The 19,309-nt window shown below is 53.2% G+C and carries 17 protein-coding genes and 1 tRNA gene; 7 read left to right on the top strand and 11 right to left on the bottom strand.

What is annotated here, in order from left to right; all coding sequences use genetic code 11:
• The first annotated feature begins 774 nt into the window (after positions 1–774).
• Together DTL42_RS21690 and DTL42_RS21685 are read left to right on the top strand one after the other, a co-directional pair.
• On the top strand, positions 775–987 hold the full coding sequence (locus DTL42_RS21690; RefSeq protein WP_114372119.1) for a hypothetical protein: 213 nt from the start codon (positions 775–777) through the stop codon (positions 985–987).
• A gap of 148 nt (positions 988–1,135) precedes the next feature.
• Positions 1,136–1,381, top strand: a complete 246-nt coding sequence (locus DTL42_RS21685) for a ribosomal protein L7/L12 (protein WP_114372117.1) — start codon at positions 1,136–1,138, stop codon at positions 1,379–1,381.
• A 9-nt stretch (positions 1,382–1,390) separates the two neighbouring features.
• Here DTL42_RS21685 and DTL42_RS21680 read toward each other — a convergent pair whose 3' ends face one another.
• Positions 1,391–1,993 (bottom strand): hypothetical protein, encoded by a 603-nt coding sequence (locus tag DTL42_RS21680; RefSeq protein ID WP_114372115.1) that lies wholly within the window; start codon positions 1,991–1,993, stop codon positions 1,391–1,393.
• A 9-nt stretch (positions 1,994–2,002) separates the two neighbouring features.
• Entirely contained in the window at positions 2,003–2,536 is a 534-nt protein-coding gene (locus DTL42_RS21675) for a hypothetical protein (protein ID WP_147274397.1), read from the bottom strand.
• Positions 2,537–2,823: 287 nt separating this feature from the next.
• Here DTL42_RS21675 and DTL42_RS21670 point away from each other — a divergent pair, with 287 nt between their 5' ends.
• Both DTL42_RS21670 and DTL42_RS21665 read left to right on the top strand, forming a co-directional pair.
• Entirely contained in the window at positions 2,824–4,119 is a 1,296-nt protein-coding gene (locus tag DTL42_RS21670; protein ID WP_114372111.1) for a Gfo/Idh/MocA family protein, read from the top strand.
• 108 nt (positions 4,120–4,227) lie between these two features.
• Positions 4,228–5,175, top strand: a complete 948-nt coding sequence (locus DTL42_RS21665; RefSeq protein WP_114372109.1) for a sugar phosphate isomerase/epimerase family protein — start codon at positions 4,228–4,230, stop codon at positions 5,173–5,175.
• A 10-nt stretch (positions 5,176–5,185) separates the two neighbouring features.
• Here the strand turns inward: DTL42_RS21665 and DTL42_RS21660 are convergent, their stop codons facing one another.
• Positions 5,186–6,142, bottom strand: coding sequence for a serine hydrolase (locus DTL42_RS21660; protein ID WP_147274396.1), 957 nt, complete (start codon positions 6,140–6,142; stop codon positions 5,186–5,188).
• Between the two features lie 424 nt (positions 6,143–6,566).
• Here DTL42_RS21660 and DTL42_RS21655 point away from each other — a divergent pair, with 424 nt between their 5' ends.
• Positions 6,567–8,597: a methyl-accepting chemotaxis protein gene (locus DTL42_RS21655; protein WP_147274395.1), complete on the top strand. Its 2,031-nt coding sequence runs from the start codon at positions 6,567–6,569 to the stop codon at positions 8,595–8,597.
• A 372-nt stretch (positions 8,598–8,969) separates the two neighbouring features.
• The gene (locus DTL42_RS21650; RefSeq protein WP_114372101.1) at positions 8,970–9,560 is read left to right on the top strand and encodes an ANTAR domain-containing response regulator; all 591 of its coding nucleotides are present in this window, start codon (positions 8,970–8,972) and stop codon (positions 9,558–9,560) included.
• Positions 9,561–9,594: 34 nt separating this feature from the next.
• Here the strand turns inward: DTL42_RS21650 and DTL42_RS21645 are convergent, their stop codons facing one another.
• From DTL42_RS21645 to DTL42_RS21625, 5 genes are all read right to left on the bottom strand, one after another.
• A complete protein-coding gene (locus DTL42_RS21645) occupies positions 9,595–11,175 on the bottom strand; it encodes a hybrid sensor histidine kinase/response regulator (RefSeq protein ID WP_114372099.1) in 1,581 nt (526 codons plus the stop codon).
• A gap of 12 nt (positions 11,176–11,187) precedes the next feature.
• A complete protein-coding gene (locus DTL42_RS21640) occupies positions 11,188–11,574 on the bottom strand; it encodes a response regulator (protein WP_114372097.1) in 387 nt (128 codons plus the stop codon).
• A 2-nt stretch (positions 11,575–11,576) separates the two neighbouring features.
• Positions 11,577–13,856, bottom strand: coding sequence for an ATP-binding protein (locus DTL42_RS21635; protein WP_114372095.1), 2,280 nt, complete (start codon positions 13,854–13,856; stop codon positions 11,577–11,579).
• Positions 13,853–14,446: a biliverdin-producing heme oxygenase gene (locus tag DTL42_RS21630; RefSeq protein ID WP_114372093.1), complete on the bottom strand. Its 594-nt coding sequence runs from the start codon at positions 14,444–14,446 to the stop codon at positions 13,853–13,855. The genes DTL42_RS21635 and DTL42_RS21630 overlap by 4 nt, the downstream gene beginning before the upstream one ends.
• Before the next feature lie 299 nt (positions 14,447–14,745).
• Positions 14,746–15,531: an enoyl-CoA hydratase/isomerase family protein gene (locus DTL42_RS21625; RefSeq protein ID WP_234824307.1), complete on the bottom strand. Its 786-nt coding sequence runs from the start codon at positions 15,529–15,531 to the stop codon at positions 14,746–14,748.
• A gap of 638 nt (positions 15,532–16,169) precedes the next feature.
• Between DTL42_RS21625 and DTL42_RS21620 the strand changes: the two genes are divergently transcribed.
• Positions 16,170–17,705: an RNA polymerase sigma factor RpoD/SigA gene (locus DTL42_RS21620; RefSeq protein ID WP_114372089.1), complete on the top strand. Its 1,536-nt coding sequence runs from the start codon at positions 16,170–16,172 to the stop codon at positions 17,703–17,705.
• Between the two features lie 125 nt (positions 17,706–17,830).
• Here DTL42_RS21620 and DTL42_RS21615 read toward each other — a convergent pair whose 3' ends face one another.
• From DTL42_RS21615 to DTL42_RS21605, 3 genes are all read right to left on the bottom strand, one after another.
• Positions 17,831–18,121, bottom strand: a complete 291-nt coding sequence (locus tag DTL42_RS21615) for a barstar family protein (RefSeq protein WP_114372087.1) — start codon at positions 18,119–18,121, stop codon at positions 17,831–17,833.
• Positions 18,121–18,693, bottom strand: coding sequence for a ribonuclease domain-containing protein (locus DTL42_RS21610; RefSeq protein WP_199590195.1), 573 nt, complete (start codon positions 18,691–18,693; stop codon positions 18,121–18,123). Before DTL42_RS21610 ends, DTL42_RS21615 begins: the two co-directional genes overlap by 1 nt.
• Positions 18,694–19,023: 330 nt before the next feature.
• A tRNA-Leu gene (locus DTL42_RS21605) sits at positions 19,024–19,107 on the bottom strand.
• Positions 19,108–19,309 lie beyond the last annotated feature (202 nt).

Raw genomic sequence — 19,309 nt, 5'->3', positions numbered from 1 at the left:
AGTTCTGACTCGGTCTTATTATGCAGTCCCTGGCAACGTCGCCGACCAGGAAAACTCGTCTAACCAGGCAAAACAAACGGTTTAATCCGGTTTTGGCTGGCCATTCAAGGTCTTTGGGCGGCGAAATACTGCCTTGCGTTTTGCATAATCGATACGATTGCTCCACGCAAATGGTTTGCCAAAAAACGTTGGCATGTGCTCTTCCAGCGGAAATTCTGATATTCCGCCAGGCAAACGAGCCTGAGGTTACGCGAATCGCCGATAGGGCTCAATCGCAATTGCGGCTCATCGGTAACGAAACTTGAGAAAATAAGAACGCCAAGCCGAACAATTCTCGAAAATATGGCATCTTTAAAGGAAACCAAATGTGGTCGGGGCACGTTTATAACTAGAGAGGGCGACTTGCGAGATTCGGCGGAAAGAAGATTTTGGCCCCAAAAGCCACTCATAAGGCCTCTCCTTCAGCGAATACCTTGAAGGAGACACCGATCATGCTTGGGCAAGGTTAGCTTGAATACCCAGTCTGGGGTGCGTCAAATTAACCTAAAAGTCCGCGCCATGTGATTTTCTTCCACGCTGCGGGCTCTTTGTGACTAATTAATTTGCATTAGTCGTATTGCACCCGAAGCCCTTTTTCAATTAATCTAACCAAAGATGTGAACGCGGTGACTCGCTTTCGCGTCTAAATATTGAGCAGACTACAATGTGCAACGCATGATACGTTGCCGTTAAGCTACAGGGAATGTAGTGAACTTTCCCCCCGGGAGTTCGCTAATGAACGAATCGCTTTTCGATACCATGCAAATCAAGCTGGAAGATGCTCGGGACCAGGACGGGACTCACATCATGGTAGGTTTGGCTCCTTATTTGGAGCTGGATACCTGGATGGACCAACAAATGGTCAAGTTGCGTCTGGAATTTCACGACTTTGAAACCAATAAATCTCAGCGTTTGAGTGATTGGGCCAAGGTCGCTCCAAGTTCTTAATGAATTGTCAGTAACCTAAAACGCGTGCCAACGCGACGCTATCCATTTCATTCCTTTTTTGGCGTCCTCAATTTTCCAAATATGACCTAAAATAAGGGTGCTCCTCAGTCTGGGGGGCACCTTTTTACGTTCTTGCAGAAAGAAAGTCATGTCGGAAGAACCCTCGTCATTGGAAGACATCAAGAAGCTGCTCCGCGACGGCCAAAAGATCCAGGCCATTAAGCTTCTTCGTCAAGAGTCGGGCTGCGGGCTGAAAGAAGCCAAAGATCAAGTCGATGCCATCCAGGCTAAAATGGTCGCTGACGGCGAAGAATTACCCAAAGGCAAAGGTTGTGCCGGAGCGGCCGTTATTATCGTGGTCGGACTTGGCCTTTTGAATTGGATTTGCAGGTAAGATCTGTAGTTACCAGAATCGCCAGAACGGCTTATGGCGATATTGCACCAGACCCTGTTTCGTGAGTCGCCAGTTCTTAGTTTTGACCGTTCGCTGCTGCCCATGTTGAATATGGCCAACGAGAACTTCTTCGCCTGGGATCTCCAGTGATTGCCACTGGGCCAAACCGGTGGGTATGTCTGCGGCTACGAAGCACAGTTCATCATTTTGAAAGAAGCTTTTCTGGTCGAGATCTTCTATCGATCGACGAAAAACGTTGTAGCGAATTGTTTCATTTCCTAGCGACACGGAAATCTGCATCGTCGATAACGTCGCGATATTGAGTACTCGAAACGTGGTCACAATATCTTCGAGCGACGGCTCGAGTTGAACGCCGTCGGCCAGTTTACTGTACCAGGGCGATCGATCTTTCAACTGTAGGTCTTGCCAGAATAGAACGGAGAGCCACAATGTTTCCTGCCAATGGAAGCCTGGGCAGCCAAGCCGCCACGAACGAATCACTGAATAACGAAACAGCCACTGCCCGATCGTTTCCTCCCCTGGTAGCGGAGCGAGAACAAAGGTTGCTGGTTCTTTCACGTCTAGCGGGCTGGGTTGGGTATCGATCGACATCACAACGCCTCAATTCGCTAACCAAAATTTCCACCACGGCGCCGGTGGAACGTAGTCGAGATAAAAGACCATGTCTTCCGTAGTGCTGATCGTTTTACTTGGTTGCCCAGTGTCGAGATTGTAACCGAGAGGATCCATGCCGACTTGAACCGGTTCATCCCATTGAAAGTAGGCCTGCCGCTCGGTCCGCAGTACGTTGATCGGATACGATCGATCCTCTGCACACAATTCGAATGTTCGCACTTCTCCGAACTTCGCCGGCGTGAAGTGCGGTATTCCGCCGACAAGTTTTTCGAACGCGAAGGACCAAATATCGACTCCGCCGGCTTGGCCACACTGGGCGATTCCATCTTGAAAAGTCAGCGCCTCGTGCCACACTACCGCAGTACCGGCCAAAACCGGTTGCCATGAGAAGCCACGCATATCCCAGTCCCAGTAGTCCGATCGAGCGAACAGCATTCGTAGTAAGAACTTCCCTTGGCTCTCCCATTGGGGCAATGTGCTATAGTGAAACTTGGCCCTGGTATTGTGTGTTTGCGGCATCTAGGTGAGCCTCGCCTTGGCTTGCCCTTCGTTGTTGCGATCATATCTCCATTATGTCATTTGAGCACGATACGTTGCAACGTATTGGTGGCTCGATCGACATCCGCATTCTGCAGACCTCCAACGAATCGAGAAACTTCTCTTGCATCTCGTTTCTCAAGAAGTGACGATGGGGCATGTCGTGGTTTGCCGCCGCGAGGCTTTCCTCGGGGCGATCACAAAGATCCAACTCTCATCCGTCCAGCTTCCCACCTAGCTCCCCTTCCCTACTTCGATAGGAACTTGCCATGCCCAATGGTCATGTGAACCGTCGTCAATGGATGACTCATGTTTCCGCCGCCGCTTCTTCCGCAATGGTCTTCGGGGCGGTCGCTTCTTCCTCTGCAGATGAAAAGCCGCGTGATGTCAACTCGCGGCTGGGCGTGGGGGCGATTGGCTTGAGGTATCAAGGTTCGGTAATCACTGAGAAAGCGGCCGCGCACGGAGATATCGCTGCCCTGGCCGATGTCGATCGCGAGATCCTAGCGAAAGCCAACCGTGATTTCGGCGGCAAGTCGGCTTTGATGGAAGATTATCAAGACCTGCTCGCCCGAGATGATGTCGACGTGGTGATGATTGGTACGCCTGATCATTGGCACGCCAAGATGGTGATCGATGCCTGTCGTGCCGGTAAGGATGTCTATTGCGAAAAGCCACTGACGTTGACCATCGACGAAGGGAAGAGACTGCGCGACGTAGTGAAACAAACAGGCCGTGTCGTTCAAGTAGGTTCGTGGCAACGGAGCGATCATCGCTTTCGCACGGCGGTCGAGATGGTGCGCCAAGGCTGGGTCGGCAATTTACAGCGTGTTGACATCGTGCTAGGCAAGAACAAGACCGGCGGGCCATTCACGGTGAAGCCGGTTCCCAAGACCTTCAACTGGAATTTGTGGCAAGGCCAGACACCGGACGTGGCTTACATTCCAGAGCGTTCACACTACACGTTCCGCTGGTGGTACGAATACAGCGGCGGGCAGATGACCGATTGGGGCGCTCACCACATCGACATCGGCCAATGGGGAGCCGACGCCTTGCCGGTCGAGATTGAAGCAACCGCTAAGATGCCTCACGTAAAGGACGGCTACAACGTGGCAATCGATTACCACGTACGCTACCAACTCGACAACGGCGTCGAGATGACCGTCGCCGACGAGGGACGTAACGGAGTGATGTTTACCGGCGACAAGGGACGCTTGTTCGTCAATCGCGGTTCACTGGAAGGAGCCCCAACCAACAAGCCGCTCCCCCGTAGCGACTTTCAGGTTTACAACTTCGACAATCTCGATCGCCCTGAGCGGGCCGGAAAGCTCGACGCGATTATCAATCACATGGGCAACTTCTTCGATTGTGTTGCCAGTCGCAAGGTGCCGATCTCCGATATCGAAAGCCAGCACCGCAGCGTCAGTACGTGCCATCTGGGGAATATCTCGATGAAACTAGGCCGCAAGCTGACCTGGGATCCGAAAGGAGAACAGTTCGTGAACGACAACGAAGCCAACCAACATTTGGCCCGCGAACAACGGGCCGGATTTGAAGTCGCGTAGCCTTCATCTTCGTAGGTCAGGCTGTCCTGATGCATCCGAGGATACTTGTCGGAAAACCATATCCGCTGTCTGGCACGCACAGCGTGCCCTACCTGGAATAACTTGATTATGACCAACGCTTCTTCAATCAATCGTCGTACGTTCCACGCATTGGCTGCCGGGGCGGTTGGGGCTGGGCTTTGCTCTGTCGGTGAGGCAAACGCTACCAAAAAGTTTCAACTGAACTACATGCTTCCCTCGTGCATGTACGGCTACCTTCCGTTGGCCGAGGTCTTGCCGGAAGCCAAGAAGATTGGCGCGAAGACAATCGACGTTTGGCCTAAAGTGCATGGCGATCAACGGGAACAGATCGACGTGTTAGGGGCAGACAAGTTTGCTGCACTGCTGAAAGAGAACGATGTTGCTTTGGGCTGCATCACGCAGTACAAGCTGGGCCCATTCGGTTTACAGAACGAAATGCGTTTCGCTCAACGTTTTGGTTGCCAACTGATGGTGACCGGTGGCGAGGGGCCGAAGAATTTGCAGAGGAGCGAACTCAAAAAAGGAGTGGCAGACTTCTTAGAGAAGATGAAACCGCATCTGGAAGTCGCAGAAGAAACCGGGGTGACTATCGCCATTGAGAATCACGCGAACAATCTGATCTTCGAGCCCGACTCGCTCAAGTGGTTGTTAGAACTGCGGCCATCAAAGAACCTCGGCATCGCTTTGGCTCCGTATCACTTGCCGCAAGACCCTGGGCAACTAGCCCAGTTGATTCGCGATCTGAAGGAAGGGCTGGTGATGTTTTATGCCTGGGAGCATGGCAACGGCTGCCACAAACCAATGCCAACCGAGCAGCAGCTATTGCAGATGCCTGGTCGGGGAACCCTCGACTTCCAACCGCTTGTCGAAGCTTTAGCCGAGATTGACTATCAAGGGTGGACCGAAGTGTTCATGCACCCAGTGCCTCGTGGAATTCCGATCTTGCCGACCTTGAAAGAAACAACCGACGAAATCAACCGAGGGCGTGCGTACTTGGATGCTTGCGTCGCGAAGGTAAATGCTGGTCGAGCGTAACACTTGGGTTTTATTCTTTCTTCACGAAGTAATCGTAAACGGCCTTACCGATCTTGGCTGACAAAACATCACCTTCGTTGTCGTCGGTCCAGCTTTCATCTTGATTGTTCATAGTCAGAACACAGAAGAGGATCGCCCCCTTCCCATCTGGTAGGTCGATGATTCCGGCATCGGTGCGGGCCGCGTTGACAGAACCGCCTTTGTGGGCGACTTTCACGTTGGCAGGCAAGTAGCGGGCTGCTTTCATGCGATCTTCGCAGTCGTACAGGTGCTTTAAGATTTGCTCAGACGTAGCCTGATCGACGAACGAACGATCGTGCAACGCCCTTAGCATCCGCTGCATATCATTTGCCGAGGTGCTTCCCAAGCCGAACGCTTTGCTACGTTCCATGTCGTTGGAAGTATCGCGCCGAAAAACTTTGGAATTGAGGCGTGTCTCGTCACAGCCGAGCTTCTTCATAAGTGTGTTCGTGGTGTCTAGACCGACGGTGTCGATCACTAAGTTGGTGGCGGTATTGTCGGAATAAGCGACCATCAACTGGATCGCGTCTCGAAGGCTAAGCGTCAGGCCAGGCGAAAAGTGTTTGGTCAGAATGCCAGAGCCAGGGACCTTGTCGGCTTCTGTCAAGGTAATCATCGTGTCGAGCGAAACGCCGCCGTCGTGAACTTTAGCGTAGGTCGCCATCAGTAGCGGCAGTTTAATCAAACTGGCGGTCGACATTGGTTTGTCTGCCTGATAGGCGAACGACTCGCCACTGGGAAAGTGCTGGATCACGACACCGACATCTCCACGATGCTTCTCGATGAGCGGAAGGAGCAATGCCGAAAGCTCAGGCGAGCTCGTGTTTGCCTGCGGGGTGGGCTTGTTGGGCTCAGCGCCGTGAATTGGATTTAGCTGCGTGCCTGGCAATAGGCAAAGAGTTCCCAGAATGCCGAGCAGAAGAGTTCGCCGATAAGTTAGCACCACGAGATCACCGTATTTAGGTAGAAGTAAATGGCAGTTGGGAAAGTTCGATCATAGACTTTGGCGAATAGCTTCCCAAGTCTTTGTTGCGCAGAAGAATCTTCCATCGGCGCAGAGCAGGTCTAAGCGGTCCCCTTCACATTGCTGACGAAAAGCCAGGCAGAAGCTCGGATTCTTCTCACGGTAACCCAAACGAGGAATTCTGTTTTGTGTATAACTGGCATGCAAAACATGGGCTTTGTCAGGCACTAAATGCGACTGCTCACGTAGTGCTCAAGTCGTTAGCAATCCGAGCGGGTAAGCCGATTATGCGGACTGCGGTCCGCCGCAAGGTACGAGCCAATTTGTCCAAGCGAGGGGCTTTTCTGAAAAAGCAATGTAACGTTGGAAGTCGTTTTTCAACTTGACGATCCTGGGGGCAGGTTTTATGCGTTGGGATTTTACTATCCGTCGACGGTTGTGGTTTTTAGTGGTAGCGGCCATCCTGCCGACGCTTTTGCTGGCATATTGCCAAATCAGCCGTTGCTGGGAAGCCTACCAACAAGCCCAACAAGGGCCTGAGATCGTGGCGGTCACACGGTACTTGGGTGATCTTACTCACGAACTTCAAAAAGAGCGTGGGATGAGTGCCGGTTTCATTGCTGGGGGTGGAACGACGTTTGTCGATGAGCTGAAAAAGCAACGGCAAGAGACCGACGCCGTCTTGCAGCGTATCGACTCTGGACTGCAGGAGGCAGTCGCCGCTGGGTTGATCAACGCCGCTGCCATGCAAGAGATTCGGCAGCGACAATCGCGAATCGTAACGGCAAGAACCAACGTCGATGCACTGCAGGAAGCGGGGCCAATCTTGAAGGAGTATACCAGCTTCATTCAGGCGAATTTTGACCTGGCGATTGCGTGTGCTCGCACCACCCACGATGGCCGCTTGGTCCAAACGCTGTTGGCTGCTGAAATGTTGGCCATGGCCAAGGAGTACGCCGGTTTAGAGCGGGCGAACGTATCTCAAGCGTTGGCTGGCAAGCAGGCCGATGCGGCACTTCGGCGCAAAATTGCTGACTTGCAACGTGCCCAAGAAGAGCATCTGCTGCATTTTGAATCGCTGGTGCCGCTGGAAGTGTTGAGCATGCTAAGCGATGCTCAAAAGGCTTCTCATACGCTTCGTGCGGCTGAAATCGCTGCGCTGGTGACCAACGCCATGGACGGAGATCATTTCGATATCGAGCCGAACGAGTGGTGGAAAGTACAAACAGCTCGTCTGGGAGATTATCGCCAGATTCAATTAGTCCTAGCAGAGGAAATCAAAGCTCAGGCGGCTCAGACTGCCAGCCAGGAGCTACGCCGCTTGATCGGAGCGGTAGTTATTTGTGGACTAGCGATTTTGTTTGTCGGTGGAATTGGTTTCCAAACCGCGCGGACGATCGCCAAGCGGACCAAACGATTAACGTCATCGATTCGTAAGATTGCCACCGGAGAAGCGAGTTTGCAAGAACGCTTGCCCTGCATGGAAGGTGAATTGGGCGAGATCGCCGCCAGCTTTAATCAAGTACTAGAACGCTTGGACAAAGCGGGCGAACTATGTTCGTCTAGTTCCAGTAGCCTGGCTTCCTCCGGGGAAGAACTTTCACGCAATGCCGAATCGGTGAAGCGAGACATCACCCAATCGCAAAATCAGAGCGAAGAGATCACGCGCGATGTCGCTTCGATGTTTGAAAGTATTCGAGGCGCCTCCGGTTCAATCTCTTCGGTTTCGGATTCGCTGCAATCTGCTTCGCAGTCGATTCAGCGTTTGGTTGATGATATGGAGAAAGCAAGCAAACAAGCCAATCAGGCTTCTCAAACAACCCAGTCCGCAGCTGAAATTGTCTCGCAGAATTCCGCGCAAATTGAACGTCTCGAGTCGGCGGCTGCGGAGATCGGCGACGTGGTGCAATTGATTCGAGACATTGCGGACCAAACGCAACTGCTTAGCCTGAACGCGACCATCGAGGCCAGCCGAGCGGGGGAAGCTGGTCGTGGTTTTGCTGTGGTTGCCACGGAAGTCAAACAGTTGGCGTTGCAGACAAGCAGTGCCATCGAAGGAATCGAGAATCGGATTGCGGCGATTCAAAGTGCGACGAGTGCGACAACCAAATCGACAACACAAGTCAGCGATCTGTTTCAAAAGATCCTCAACGCTACCGAACTTTTGACAGAAGTAACGCAAGAGCAAGGCCGCGCGGCTACCGCTTTAAGCGAAGAAGTCGGTCGCGTGGTCGAGAGTTCGCAAAGTGCTCGTGGCAACATGGATACCACCGTCGATCAAACCCAGGCCATCAATCAGCGGCTCAAGTCGATCGATCAGTTGCTTAATACAGCTGTGGTCGGGATGGGACAGGCCTACGATGCCAGCCACGACCTGAGCGAACTGGCCAGCACGATGAAAGAGCAGATGAATATGATGCTATGCCGACACAACTGACCGTGCCTAGCGTTCCTCATACCCAACTCGAGACACGCCGTGTCTGATTGACCAAGACGTGTCTCAAACCTCGTGGAACCGGTAGTCCTGCCCAGTAGTCCCCAACGCTACCTGGCAGCACCGGTTCCCGTTGTTTCTTGAGCCGTCTCGGTGTGCGTCTAAGCGGTGACCGAGAACGTTACCGGTCGTTCGTAGGCTACTGGTTGGGTGGCCCCCTCGCTTGGCAAACGGAATACGGCTCTGCAGGTTACCAACGGCTGAGCTTGTCTTGTCTCCGGCCACTGAGGAGGGCTTGTGCCAAAGGGTGGCAGTAAGTAGCCTTTTTCTAGCTACTTTCATTTTCCCTGGCCGATGAACTCGCCTTGAACCTTCATGAAGATTGATCCAGAACAGATCGAAGTAATTATTGCTCATTGTTCCGCAGAGATTCGGCAGAGCATGAGCGAGCTTGTGGAGGAGATGGGGTTTCGGTTGCGGGCGATTTGTTCGTCAGCGAAGCAACTGTTAGATTCCGGGGTGCCGAAACCTCCAGATCTCATTATCTCGGGCATCGAGTTAGAAGATGGCGAAGCGATTCATGCATTGATTGCGATTAGCAATCTTGATCCTACGCCTGCGATTGTGATCACACCCAAAGAATCGTTGCTGGATGTCGAGAAGGCCCTGAAGGATCACGTCATGGCCTATTTGGTCGAACCGATCGATACGGAGCAGATCAAGCCAACGATCTATCTCGTGCTCGAGCGGTTTCAGCAATTCGAGTCTCTCAAGGAAGAGAATCGCGACCTGAAACAGGCCCTGGAAGATCGTAAAGTCATCGAGAAGGCGAAAGGCTTGATCATGGGGCGCTTAGAGCTGGACGAGAGCCGAGCCTTTCGCGAACTGCAAAAACAAGCAACCGCAAAGAGAATGAAATTAGCAATCTATGCTAAGCAGTTGATCGCGGAAGAAAATGGCCGCTAGGGAAGACAGCGTCTGGCGACAACCTAGCCGTGGGTTAGCCAAAATAGTCGATTAAGAGCGACTGCAATTGACCCACGCTAACCGGTTTCACCAACACCTGATTGCAGCCAACTGATAAACAGCGTTCGACATCTTCACTTAACGCCGCTGCGGTTAGCGCGACCACTGGCGTCTCAATTCCCTTTGCTTTCAAGAGCGAGGTTGCCTCGTAGCCGTCCATCACCGGCATCTGCATGTCCATCACAATCAGGTCGAATGGGGATTCTCGGGTGAACACCGAGTCACAGGCCTCTTTTCCATCCTTGACGAATTCAGGTTCAATACCGAAACGGCCAAACACCTTCTTTAGCAGGTATCGATTGGCGTCGACGTCCTCAGCAATCAAAATCGATAACTTGGTCCACCCATCCCTCGGTATTGAATCCTCGCGAGGCGGAGTCACAGGCGATAACGTTTGTTTTGTAGGGGCGCATTCTGCGGCGTCAACTTCCAAAAGAAACGTCGAGCCGTTCTCCGACGTTTCCTCTAGCTTCAGGAAGCCTCCCATCATGTTGGCCAGTTGTCGACTTATCGCCAGACCGAGGCCAATTCCCAGCAGTTTCTTTTCGCGGCTCGCTGGCCCTTGATCGAAAGGTGTGAAAATACTTTCCACAACATCGGCGGAAACACCTGGTCCGGTATCGATGACCCGAATCTGCAATTTCTCGGTGGCGTAGTTGTATTCAGCCAAGCACTCGATGCCACCTTGATCGGTGAATTTAATGGCGTTGCCTAAGAGGTTGATTAATATTTGCCTCAGACGCACCGCGTCGACCATGAGAAGCGATGGGCAATTGTTTGGCGTTTGCCAGCGAAACTTCAGACCGTTCTCGGTGGCCCGATATTTAAGGAGTTCGCACGCCGAGTCGATCAAGCGGCAAATGTCTGTCGGACTAGCGCTAACTTCCAGTTTGCCTGCTTCGACCTTCGCAATGTCCAGCAAGTCGTTGAGCAGTTCTAGCAAGTGCTCTCCGCTATTGGCGATCATGCCTAACATCTTCTCAGCGTCATCTGCGGAAAGGTCTTGCTGGAGGATCTCGGCAAAGCCAATAATTGCCGTCAGCGGGGTTCTCAGTTCGTGACTTAACGAAGTGAGGAACTGCGACTTGGAACGGTTGGCCTGTTCCGCCAGGGTCATCGCACGTTCCGCTTTGCGTTCACTCTCGACCACCTTTTGTAAGAGCTTATGGCGCTCGATGGCATTCTGAGTAATACGAGGCAGGATTTGTTCTGTGATTTGTGACTTCCCAAAGAAGTCTTGCACGCCTCGTTCGAGAAACGACGCGTCAAACCGATCAGTGCCGACGCTGCCGGTAATGAGCACAATTGGGATCGGGGGAATGCTGGCTCCGGCCAGGAGAAGCTCCACGAATGTCTTCGCGTTCATATCTGGCATGCGATAATCGAGAATGACCAGGTCAATTTCCGATTTCAAAGTCGCGATCTTTTCAAGGCCATCCGTACCGGTAGCCGCTTCTGTGAAGCGATAACGCACGTTCAAATTACGGCGCAACGCGGATATGACGGCGTTTCTATCCTCGGGAGAATCGTCGATGATGAGGAAATGGTACTTCAAAATAAGCCTGACTTAGCTGAGCGACGATGACATCATGCGGCGAACCGTCTGCAGGTATTCTTCTGGGTCGGCTGACTTGGTTTGAAAGTCTGAGACACCGAGTTCTAAGGCCCGGGTGCGATCTTGAGGATTGGACGAAGTGGTAAAGACCACGATTCGGCGCAAACGATCAGGAATCGCCTGGGCAATGTGCTTTAGGATTCGGAACCCATCGCATCCTGGCAGGTTTAAATCTAGGATCATTAACTGAGGATCATTGTCTTCCATGAGCTTCAGTCCGTCCTGGCAGGACTTCGCTCGCAAAATCCTTGTGAGCGGGTTTTCAAGCTGGATGGCCATACGCCCCAGCTCGAAATCCAAGTCACTATCTTCCACAAAACAAACCAGTATGGGAGGCATCGCTAATCTACCTGTTCCAGCGTAAACAAGAAGGTGGAACCAAGGCCTGGTTCCGATTCAATCCAGATTTCACCCCCATGCCGGTCGACGATCTTCTTACAAATCGTCAGGCCAGCACCTGAGCCTCCACCGAACTGATCGGGAAGGTGCAGGCGGCGAAAAATCTGAAATACGTCTTGTTGAGCCTCTAATGCAATTCCTATACCGTTATCTCGAACAAATAGCACTGTTTCCTTCGAATTGGCTAGGTGGTGATCTTCTAAAACCCCTATTTCCAAACGTTTTATCTCACTTGTGTTGTACTTTAAACTATTGGAAATCAAGTTTGTAAATAACTCCCGTAGACAGAGGTAGTCCGCCCAAAGGAGGGTCTCTCCCGCAATAACGATCTCGATTCCCTGGGGAGTCGGTCGACCAACGACCATTTCCACGGCTTCTTCCACAAGTTCTCGTAACGAGACCTTTTCGAACTCGAGGTTGGCTTGGCCAACGCGGGATAATCTGAGAAGCCCCTGAACAAGCTCGTCCATGCGAGATGCTAGTTTTGAGAGCGACTTTAGGCGCGAGTCAGTCGCATCGTTGATGCTTTCCCCAAGTTCATGTTGCAAGAGGAAAATGGTCTGCTTGATCCCTCGCAGTGGTTCCCGCAGATCGTGAGAGGCGGCATAAGCGAACGCGTCAAGATCGGCGTTGATCTTGGCGAGTTCCTCGTTTAGGCGATGCAGCTCAGCAGCCCTCAAGCTAAGTAGCTCCATCAGCCCACTATGAAGCTCTTCGGCCATCTCGCGGTCGACCAGCGACCAACGACGCGATTGGCGATGGACGGTCGTCTTCCATTCCTCGAAAGATTTACGGGGGGAAAGCCGAACACCGTCACCGGACTTAATGGTCGACTTTTCGGGATTGCCTGCCCAGGTAACCTCGCTGACGTACTCATCACGAAAAAACAATAGCCAATTGACGTCGGGGGCGAATAAGCGAACCGCCAAGCAGCCGCACGCAGCTCCCACGGTTTGGGTAGATAGCTCAGGGAAGCTCTCGGCCAGCGAATGGGTTGACCAGATCTTGGTGGCGTCCTCGGGCCGAGCCTCTAGCCGCTTGATAATCGCTTGAACCGTCTGAGTATCAGGCGTGGAGCCGATCAGATGACATTTGCGATCCGTGGCGACGGCCAAGCCACTTGCTTCCACAATTTCTCGCAGGTCAGGCCAAATTTTCTCGACCGATTGCCAAATGTTGGTTATTCGTGTGATCTGATCGAGGACATGATGGTAATGTTGGCGGCGGCGAACGCGTTCTTTGTTGACCTCGGATTGAACTCGTGCCGAAAGGTAGTTGCCAGCCACCAAACCCATGATTTCACACGCCGCTCGCTCTTCGAGGAGCAGCGGTTTGGCTGAATAGTGATGGCAGGCAATCAGTCCCCACAATTGATTATCGATGACAATCGAGATCGACATCGACGCTTGGACGCCCATGTTTTGTAGATACTCGATATGAATCGGTGACACCGCGCGGAAACAGCTCAGGCTCAAATCAAGTGGCAATTCGGCATCAGCGTGGCAACTCGGCACGATCGGCACTGGATTAGCGTTCACGTCGCCGATGGAACGCACCGTATTGAGAACATACAAGCGGCGAGCTTGCTCTGGGATATCGGTGGCCGGGTAATGCAGGCCCAGAAACGGTTCTTTCCCTGCAACGACCGACTCGCCGATCACCTCGCCATGGCTGTCTTCAGCAAAGCGATAGAGCATCACACGATCGAACCCACTCATATCGCGAATTTCGTCCGTGATTGCCTGATAAAGTTCCGGCAAGCTAAGGCATTGCTGCAGCCGCTGATTCGCTTTGGTAAGTTGTAGCGGTAAGCTCAACTCTTCTGGCTTCTTGGATGTGCCGTTGGCAACACGGGGCTGTTCCAGCTCGACAATGAGCATGCCTTTGTACACATGCGCTGCGGCCGAGAGCGAAGCTTGTGACTCCCCTGCCCTGCTACGCAGTTGCATAGGACGCACGACAGCCCGTAGGCCGGTAGCAACTTTGTGCAGCAGTAGGACCGAGTCGTCGTCCAGTAAAGAAGCCAAAGGAGTGCCGGGCTCAGGCATTGTGCCTAGCCACTGCGGAATATTGGTCGAGGCATGACGCAGCGTGAGGTCGCCCAGCTGAAAGGCTAGCAACGCACCATGCGGTTGAACGGCACCAGCCAGATGGATGGGCTCTCGATCGCAATTGGTCAGGTCAACCGAGGAGGCTGTGTTGTTCGGTTCCGATTTCGTCATTTCTGGCTACCCAACTGCTCTCCATAAACCACAAACATCTTCTTAGCGGCATCCACTGCCTTGGCTTGGTCAGCCGTGGCCTCTAAAAACTGATCGAGCCAGGCCTTGGTCTGCTGCCACCGGCTTCTCGTATTCGTTCCATATCCGTTCAGATATTTCAGCGGAACCTCTGCCTCAGCAGGAAAACTGTTTCGGACAAGATGGCAAAGTTGCTGACCTCCCATCGTGGAGCCCTCCAAGACATACAGAACCCCTGCCGCCGTCGGCGCATCAGCGATCCAGGTAAATTGACTGGTATCGGCTGAAGGAGCAATCGCCGGCTCTTCACTACCTGCGTGTAGATCGGAATCGCGTAGGGCGCAAAGATCGGACAAGGCCCATTCCCCTTTCCTCCGCTTACGAAACCAGTCTTCCGGCACGGCTAACAGTTGATCAAGACGTTGATCGACTTCCGGCAGGAAGCTGACCATCCGGATTAAGAACTGTTCGTACTGGGGAATTGTCTTCAGCCAACCGGACCAATCAATCGATTGCTCGACTGCCGTATGCAGTTCGCTAGTCTCGGTTTTAAGAAGATCACTAACACTCATGTTGTTGCCGGCTTCAATAGATATGGCGATGGGAAGCTTTATGAGTACCAAGGTATCTCGGTACGACTCAAGTTTCGAAACGCGCCCTTCGCGAGTTCTCGTTCGTAAACCTAAGCCGGGCTGCCATAGGCCGGCACGGCAGGTTAAGAAAACCTACCATTGAAATAACATCATAGAGTCATACGGTTCCCCGTCAACTGGTTGTCTTTCGGGAGACCGTACTTGAGAAAGGGATCGCTTCTAGCTAAGTAGATCGCGGCACGTTTTTGGGAATTCTTTCCTGTGGCAGACACTTCCGATTATGGCCACTGTGGTTCCCGTTTTTCGACGAATGCGGTCAAACCTTCTTTGGCGGCTTCGGTCGTGCGACTGGTAGCACTTGCGGCTGCTCCTAAAGCGATGTGCATCTCAAGCAGCTCGCCAACCGTTTCGTTGAGTTGCTTCTTGGTAAGCTGAATTGCCTGAGGAGCCGACTGGGCGATCTGTTGAGTAAGTTCGGCGCCACGTGCCCACAGGTTATTCAACGAGACAAGCTCGCTGACCAAACCTATTTGAAGGGCCCGTTCGGCGGAAACCGCTTCTCCTGTTAGCAGCAATCTGGCCGCGTGGCTTCCTCCTACTCGGAAATGCAGCAGCGGAGTGCAAAGCCCCGAGACAATACCGCGTTTCGGCTCAGGAAAGCCAAAGGTCGCCTCTGGACTGGCAATTACAATGTCGGCGGCCAAAGCAAGTCCGGCACCTAAGCCCATTGCCGGACCATTCACCGCCGCGATAATCGGCTTAGGGAATTGCAGCATTTGCTGCAACAGCTCGGCTAAGCTGGTGGTGTCTTGATGCCAGCGATCTTGGTTGTCGTCTTCTTGGACGATTGCGTGCATCTCTTCCAAGCACAAGCCAGCACAGAACGCCGCTCCGCCCCCGGTCAGCACGATCGCTCGTACCTTCTTTTCGCCATGCAAGTCACGAAAAGCTTGAATCAGGTCGAAGATCATCGAACGCGTCAACGCATTCCGTTTCTCATCGCGATGCAGCGAAATGGTTCCTACGTTCTGGTGAACTTTAACCTTGATCTGGGGCTCTGACATCTTGATCACGATGAGGCAGTTGGGGTTAGGAGGAAACAATTCGACTACACGTTCATCGTAGCATGATCGTGCAAAAAAGAACTACCGGGGCAATTCGCCTTTATGAGGGGAAATCAATGACGCCATTTAGGGAGTATTCTTTCAAAAACGGGCAATTAATCTAAGGCAGAAATGGCGTTGCCTGGTTATTTCTCCTGTATGCCACGCCCGCCTGTTGTTTGGCCCTGGGTGCGATGATGCCAAACAACCTCACGCCGTCCGGGACCCTGCCTGCGCGGTGCCTAGCCTAGTTAAAAAGTACCGATTTTGCTCTGGATTTCCTCTTGGACCAGTTCTAGGGAACGAAATTCGGCGGCCTTCCCTCCAACTTCTTGGACTAACAACTGGGGTTGGCGGCAAATCTAGGGTGCGTTGGTGGAAATTATCAACCGGTTTTCGGCCTGATTTGTTGCTCTAGGGCAACATCCACGATGCAAACTAGATCGGACTGAATTGCTGCAACGTTTTATGTAGTAATAAGTTAGGGTATTCTTTTGACGCAAAATATACCTTTCGGCACAGGGGGTGCATTTCATCGTGGTGTCGCCCGATCGTGGTCAACACGGTCGTCAAAAATACCAACGATGGAGAACGCACCCATGGCTCACTCGCACGAAGCTTTTCACGAAGATGATGATTTCGATTCGGTTTCGATCAACAACTTGTCCGTTGTCAGCGATACGGCTGATGAAGAAGAAGTCGTTGAAGAAGTCAGTCAGGTCGACGACCCTGTCCGGATGTACTTGATGCAGATGGGCGAGATTCCGATGCTGACCCGGGCCGAAGAAATCTCTGCCGCTACCCAAATCGACAAGTGGCGTAGTCGTTTCCGCCATGCGGTGATTGCCAACGATCTAATCTTGCGTCACGCGTTCGAGCAGCTCTCGAAGGTTCGCGATGGCCAACTTCGCTTGGACCGCACCGTGGAAGTCTCGGTGACCAATGCCAAGGAAAAGAAGCTGATCATGAAGCGGATTGTTCCGAACCTGATCACGCTCAAGGCAATGCTGGAAGCCAACGCCGCCGACTGGCGAATTGCTATCTCGATTAAGGCCAGCCCGGCCGATCGCCAAAATGCGTGGAAGCGTCTCTGCCGCCGCCGCAGCAAGGGAGTTCAACTTGTTGAAGAACTGAACCTGCGAACCAACAAGATCACTCCGCAACTGTCCAAGTTGCGAGAAATCTCGCACCGCATGGACACCTTGCTCGAAAACATCGAGCTGGCTCGCGAATACGGTGGGCATCTCAATGGTCAATCGCTGGAAGACATGCAAAAGGAACTACGCGGTTTGATGCGGGTTACCTTAGAAAGCCCGGCTACGCTTCGCCGTCGTGTTCAGAAGATTGCCGAATACCAGGAAGAATACGATGCCGCCAAGCGTCGCCTTTCGGCTGGTAATCTGCGTTTGGTCGTTTCGATCGCCAAAAAATACCGCAACCGTGGTCTCAGCTTCCTCGACTTGATCCAAGAAGGAAACACAGGCCTCATGCGAGCGGTCGACAAGTTCGAGCATGAACGAGGCTACAAGTTTTCGACCTACGCCACCTGGTGGATTCGTCAGGCGATTACCCGAGCGATTGCGGATCAAAGTCGTACGATTCGCGTACCGGTACATATGATCGACACCATGGGTAAGGTACGTGCCGTCACACGTGAATTGGTGCAGGAACTGGGCCGCGAGCCATCGCCGGAAGAAGTCGCCCAGCGGATGGATATTTCGGTCGACGATGCCAAGGTCATCGTCAAGATGAACCGCAATCCTCTTTCGCTCGATCAACCGGTCGGCGATCACGACGACAGCTTCTTCGGCGAATTCTTAGAAGATCACCGCAACGATGACCCGTTGTACGAAACCCACCAGGAAGCTTTGAAAGAGCGTCTGGGGGAAGTGATGCAGCACCTCAACCACCGCGAACGAGAAATCATTCGCCTCCGCTACGGCCTGACCGACGGTTACGCCTACACGCTGGAAGAGGTCGGTAAGATCTTCAGCGTCACTCGTGAACGCGTTCGCCAAATCGAATCGAAGGCCGTCCGCAAGCTGCAACAACCTTACCGCTCGCGTGGTTTGGCCAGCTTCCTGGAAGGTGCCGAAGACATCATTGCCGCTTCCGATACCGCCGAAACCGCGTAACGAAGCGAGCCCTCTCGCATTGCAAGTGTTCTCCTGATTGGGTGTGTGAAAGGACGGATGGCCAGGCGACAAACGGCCTCCGTCCTTTCTCCGTTTCTTGCACGAAGGTGCTTCGGCTGAGGGAATCAGCCCACCAGTTCAATCCGCAAGCACTCGTTCTCTGCGGCGGCGTCTTTTAGCGTGTCTAGCACCTTCAATCCTTTCCACCATAGATAAGGATTGCCAGAGTCCCAGTGCCGGGGCCAGGCCAGGCAAACAGGCTCGGTGATGTCGCTGGTCGCGCAGTCGAACAGGGCGTCGAGGTTGTGCCCGAAGTAGCTGGGGAAGTCGAGGTTCGCTTGCAGAAATGTGTAAATGGCTTCTAGCGAGGTCAGGCTCGCCGGGACCACCACGCGGCGTTCGTTAGTGCTGGGCATTAGTGGGTTTTCACCTGTTGAAACGAACGGTAATGGTCGCGGGTTACAAAGATCAGCCCGTCGTTGGAATAAACCAACCGCTCTGCGCCGCGGTGGCCTCCGTGGTAGTCCAAGTCGGCCTCGAAATATTTGCGGCCTGGGGCTTCGGGCAACTCTCCTTCCCGGTTGTAGAAGCGATCTCCCCCGATACTCTTGCCAGGGGCGACTTTCCCCAAGTTTCCTTGCGAGGCATTCCAGCCCAACTTATCTGCCTCGCGCTTGGTGATAAACGAGTCGGGAAGTGTGCCATGTTGCACAATGTGCTGCACAACCGCCACTTCTTCCGGACTATCGAGCACGCCACGATTCAGCGCTGCCAGGTCGTCCGTTTCGCTCGAAGAGGATGCGGCTGGTTTTTCGCCGTCGAGCTTGGCATCGCCAGGGATCTCATGCACCGGATTCTCGATGGTGACTTCCATCGGCTTGGTCGGCGCCTGCGGGCGATTGTCCGGCTCGGTTTGATAGATCGAGCTGATCAACGAAACGACGATAATCACTGCCACCATGATCAGCCGCAAATGTAAACGTGACATCAAACGTCCTTCAGAACAAACAAACCACCCCGGTCGACAGGGCAAACAACGCACCTTATCAAACCATCCCGGCTGTTGGGGCTCAAGACGTCTGCCGAGGATTGTCACTTCAGGTCGGCGGTCCCAACATCGCTACCGGCATCGGGTGCCATGCCTCACGTCCGCGTGAGCATGACGAGCTGGTTGGGATTTACAGATAGTTTGGATGCCTGCACTCGGCCACGATTCAATATCCTTAGGCGAAGAGGATGGCCTTAAGAGGCATGCTCACGAAGACGTGAACATGGCACCCGGTTTTGAAGTGAAAGTTCGGGTGTGTTAGAAGAAAAGTACCAGAGGGGGGAATCGAACCCCCACTCCCTTGCGGGAACTGGATTTTGAATCCAGCGCGTCTGCCAATTCCGCCACTCTGGCACATTGGGGATGTCCGCGTTATTGAGGGCCGTTTTGGGCGGCCTGCGGGGCATCCGGCGGCAATGTTAAGGGTTGCCGCTGCTGTGGAAAGGTCGGATTTTAAACTGAAATGCCTTGGGGGGCAATGACCTGGGGAAGATTCGCCGGGGCCTTTTTCCCTTCTCTTATGAAGCGGCTTGTGGGCGGGCGATGCTTCTCGCCT

This window comes from Bremerella cremea (assembly GCF_003335505.1).
GTDB lineage: Bacteria > Planctomycetota > Planctomycetia > Pirellulales > Pirellulaceae > Bremerella > Bremerella cremea_A.
The sequence above is the reverse complement of the archived record's forward strand: the minus strand, read 5'-3'. Positions and strand labels throughout refer to the sequence as shown.

Bases quoted from the DNA above. Each gene is read 5' to 3' on its own strand.
- DTL42_RS21690 (WP_114372119.1), top strand. From the start codon at position 775: ATGAACGAATCGCTTTTCGATACCATGCAAATCAAGCTGGAAGATGCT.
- DTL42_RS21685 (WP_114372117.1), top strand. From the start codon at position 1,136: ATGTCGGAAGAACCCTCGTCATTGGAAGACATCAAGAAGCTGCTCCGC.
- DTL42_RS21680 (WP_114372115.1), bottom strand. From the start codon at position 1,993: ATGTCGATCGATACCCAACCCAGCCCGCTAGACGTGAAAGAACCAGCA.
- DTL42_RS21675 (WP_147274397.1), bottom strand. From the start codon at position 2,536: ATGCCGCAAACACACAATACCAGGGCCAAGTTTCACTATAGCACATTG.
- DTL42_RS21670 (WP_114372111.1), top strand. From the start codon at position 2,824: ATGCCCAATGGTCATGTGAACCGTCGTCAATGGATGACTCATGTTTCC.
- DTL42_RS21665 (WP_114372109.1), top strand. From the start codon at position 4,228: ATGACCAACGCTTCTTCAATCAATCGTCGTACGTTCCACGCATTGGCT.
- DTL42_RS21655 (WP_147274395.1), top strand. From the start codon at position 6,567: ATGCGTTGGGATTTTACTATCCGTCGACGGTTGTGGTTTTTAGTGGTA.
- DTL42_RS21650 (WP_114372101.1), top strand. From the start codon at position 8,970: ATGAAGATTGATCCAGAACAGATCGAAGTAATTATTGCTCATTGTTCC.
- DTL42_RS21640 (WP_114372097.1), bottom strand. From the start codon at position 11,574: ATGCCTCCCATACTGGTTTGTTTTGTGGAAGATAGTGACTTGGATTTC.
- DTL42_RS21635 (WP_114372095.1), bottom strand. From the start codon at position 13,856: ATGACGAAATCGGAACCGAACAACACAGCCTCCTCGGTTGACCTGACC.
- DTL42_RS21630 (WP_114372093.1), bottom strand. From the start codon at position 14,446: ATGAGTGTTAGTGATCTTCTTAAAACCGAGACTAGCGAACTGCATACG.
- DTL42_RS21625 (WP_234824307.1), bottom strand. From the start codon at position 15,531: ATGTCAGAGCCCCAGATCAAGGTTAAAGTTCACCAGAACGTAGGAACC.
- DTL42_RS21620 (WP_114372089.1), top strand. From the start codon at position 16,170: ATGGCTCACTCGCACGAAGCTTTTCACGAAGATGATGATTTCGATTCG.
- DTL42_RS21615 (WP_114372087.1), bottom strand. From the start codon at position 18,121: ATGCCCAGCACTAACGAACGCCGCGTGGTGGTCCCGGCGAGCCTGACC.
- DTL42_RS21610 (WP_199590195.1), bottom strand. From the start codon at position 18,693: ATGTCACGTTTACATTTGCGGCTGATCATGGTGGCAGTGATTATCGTC.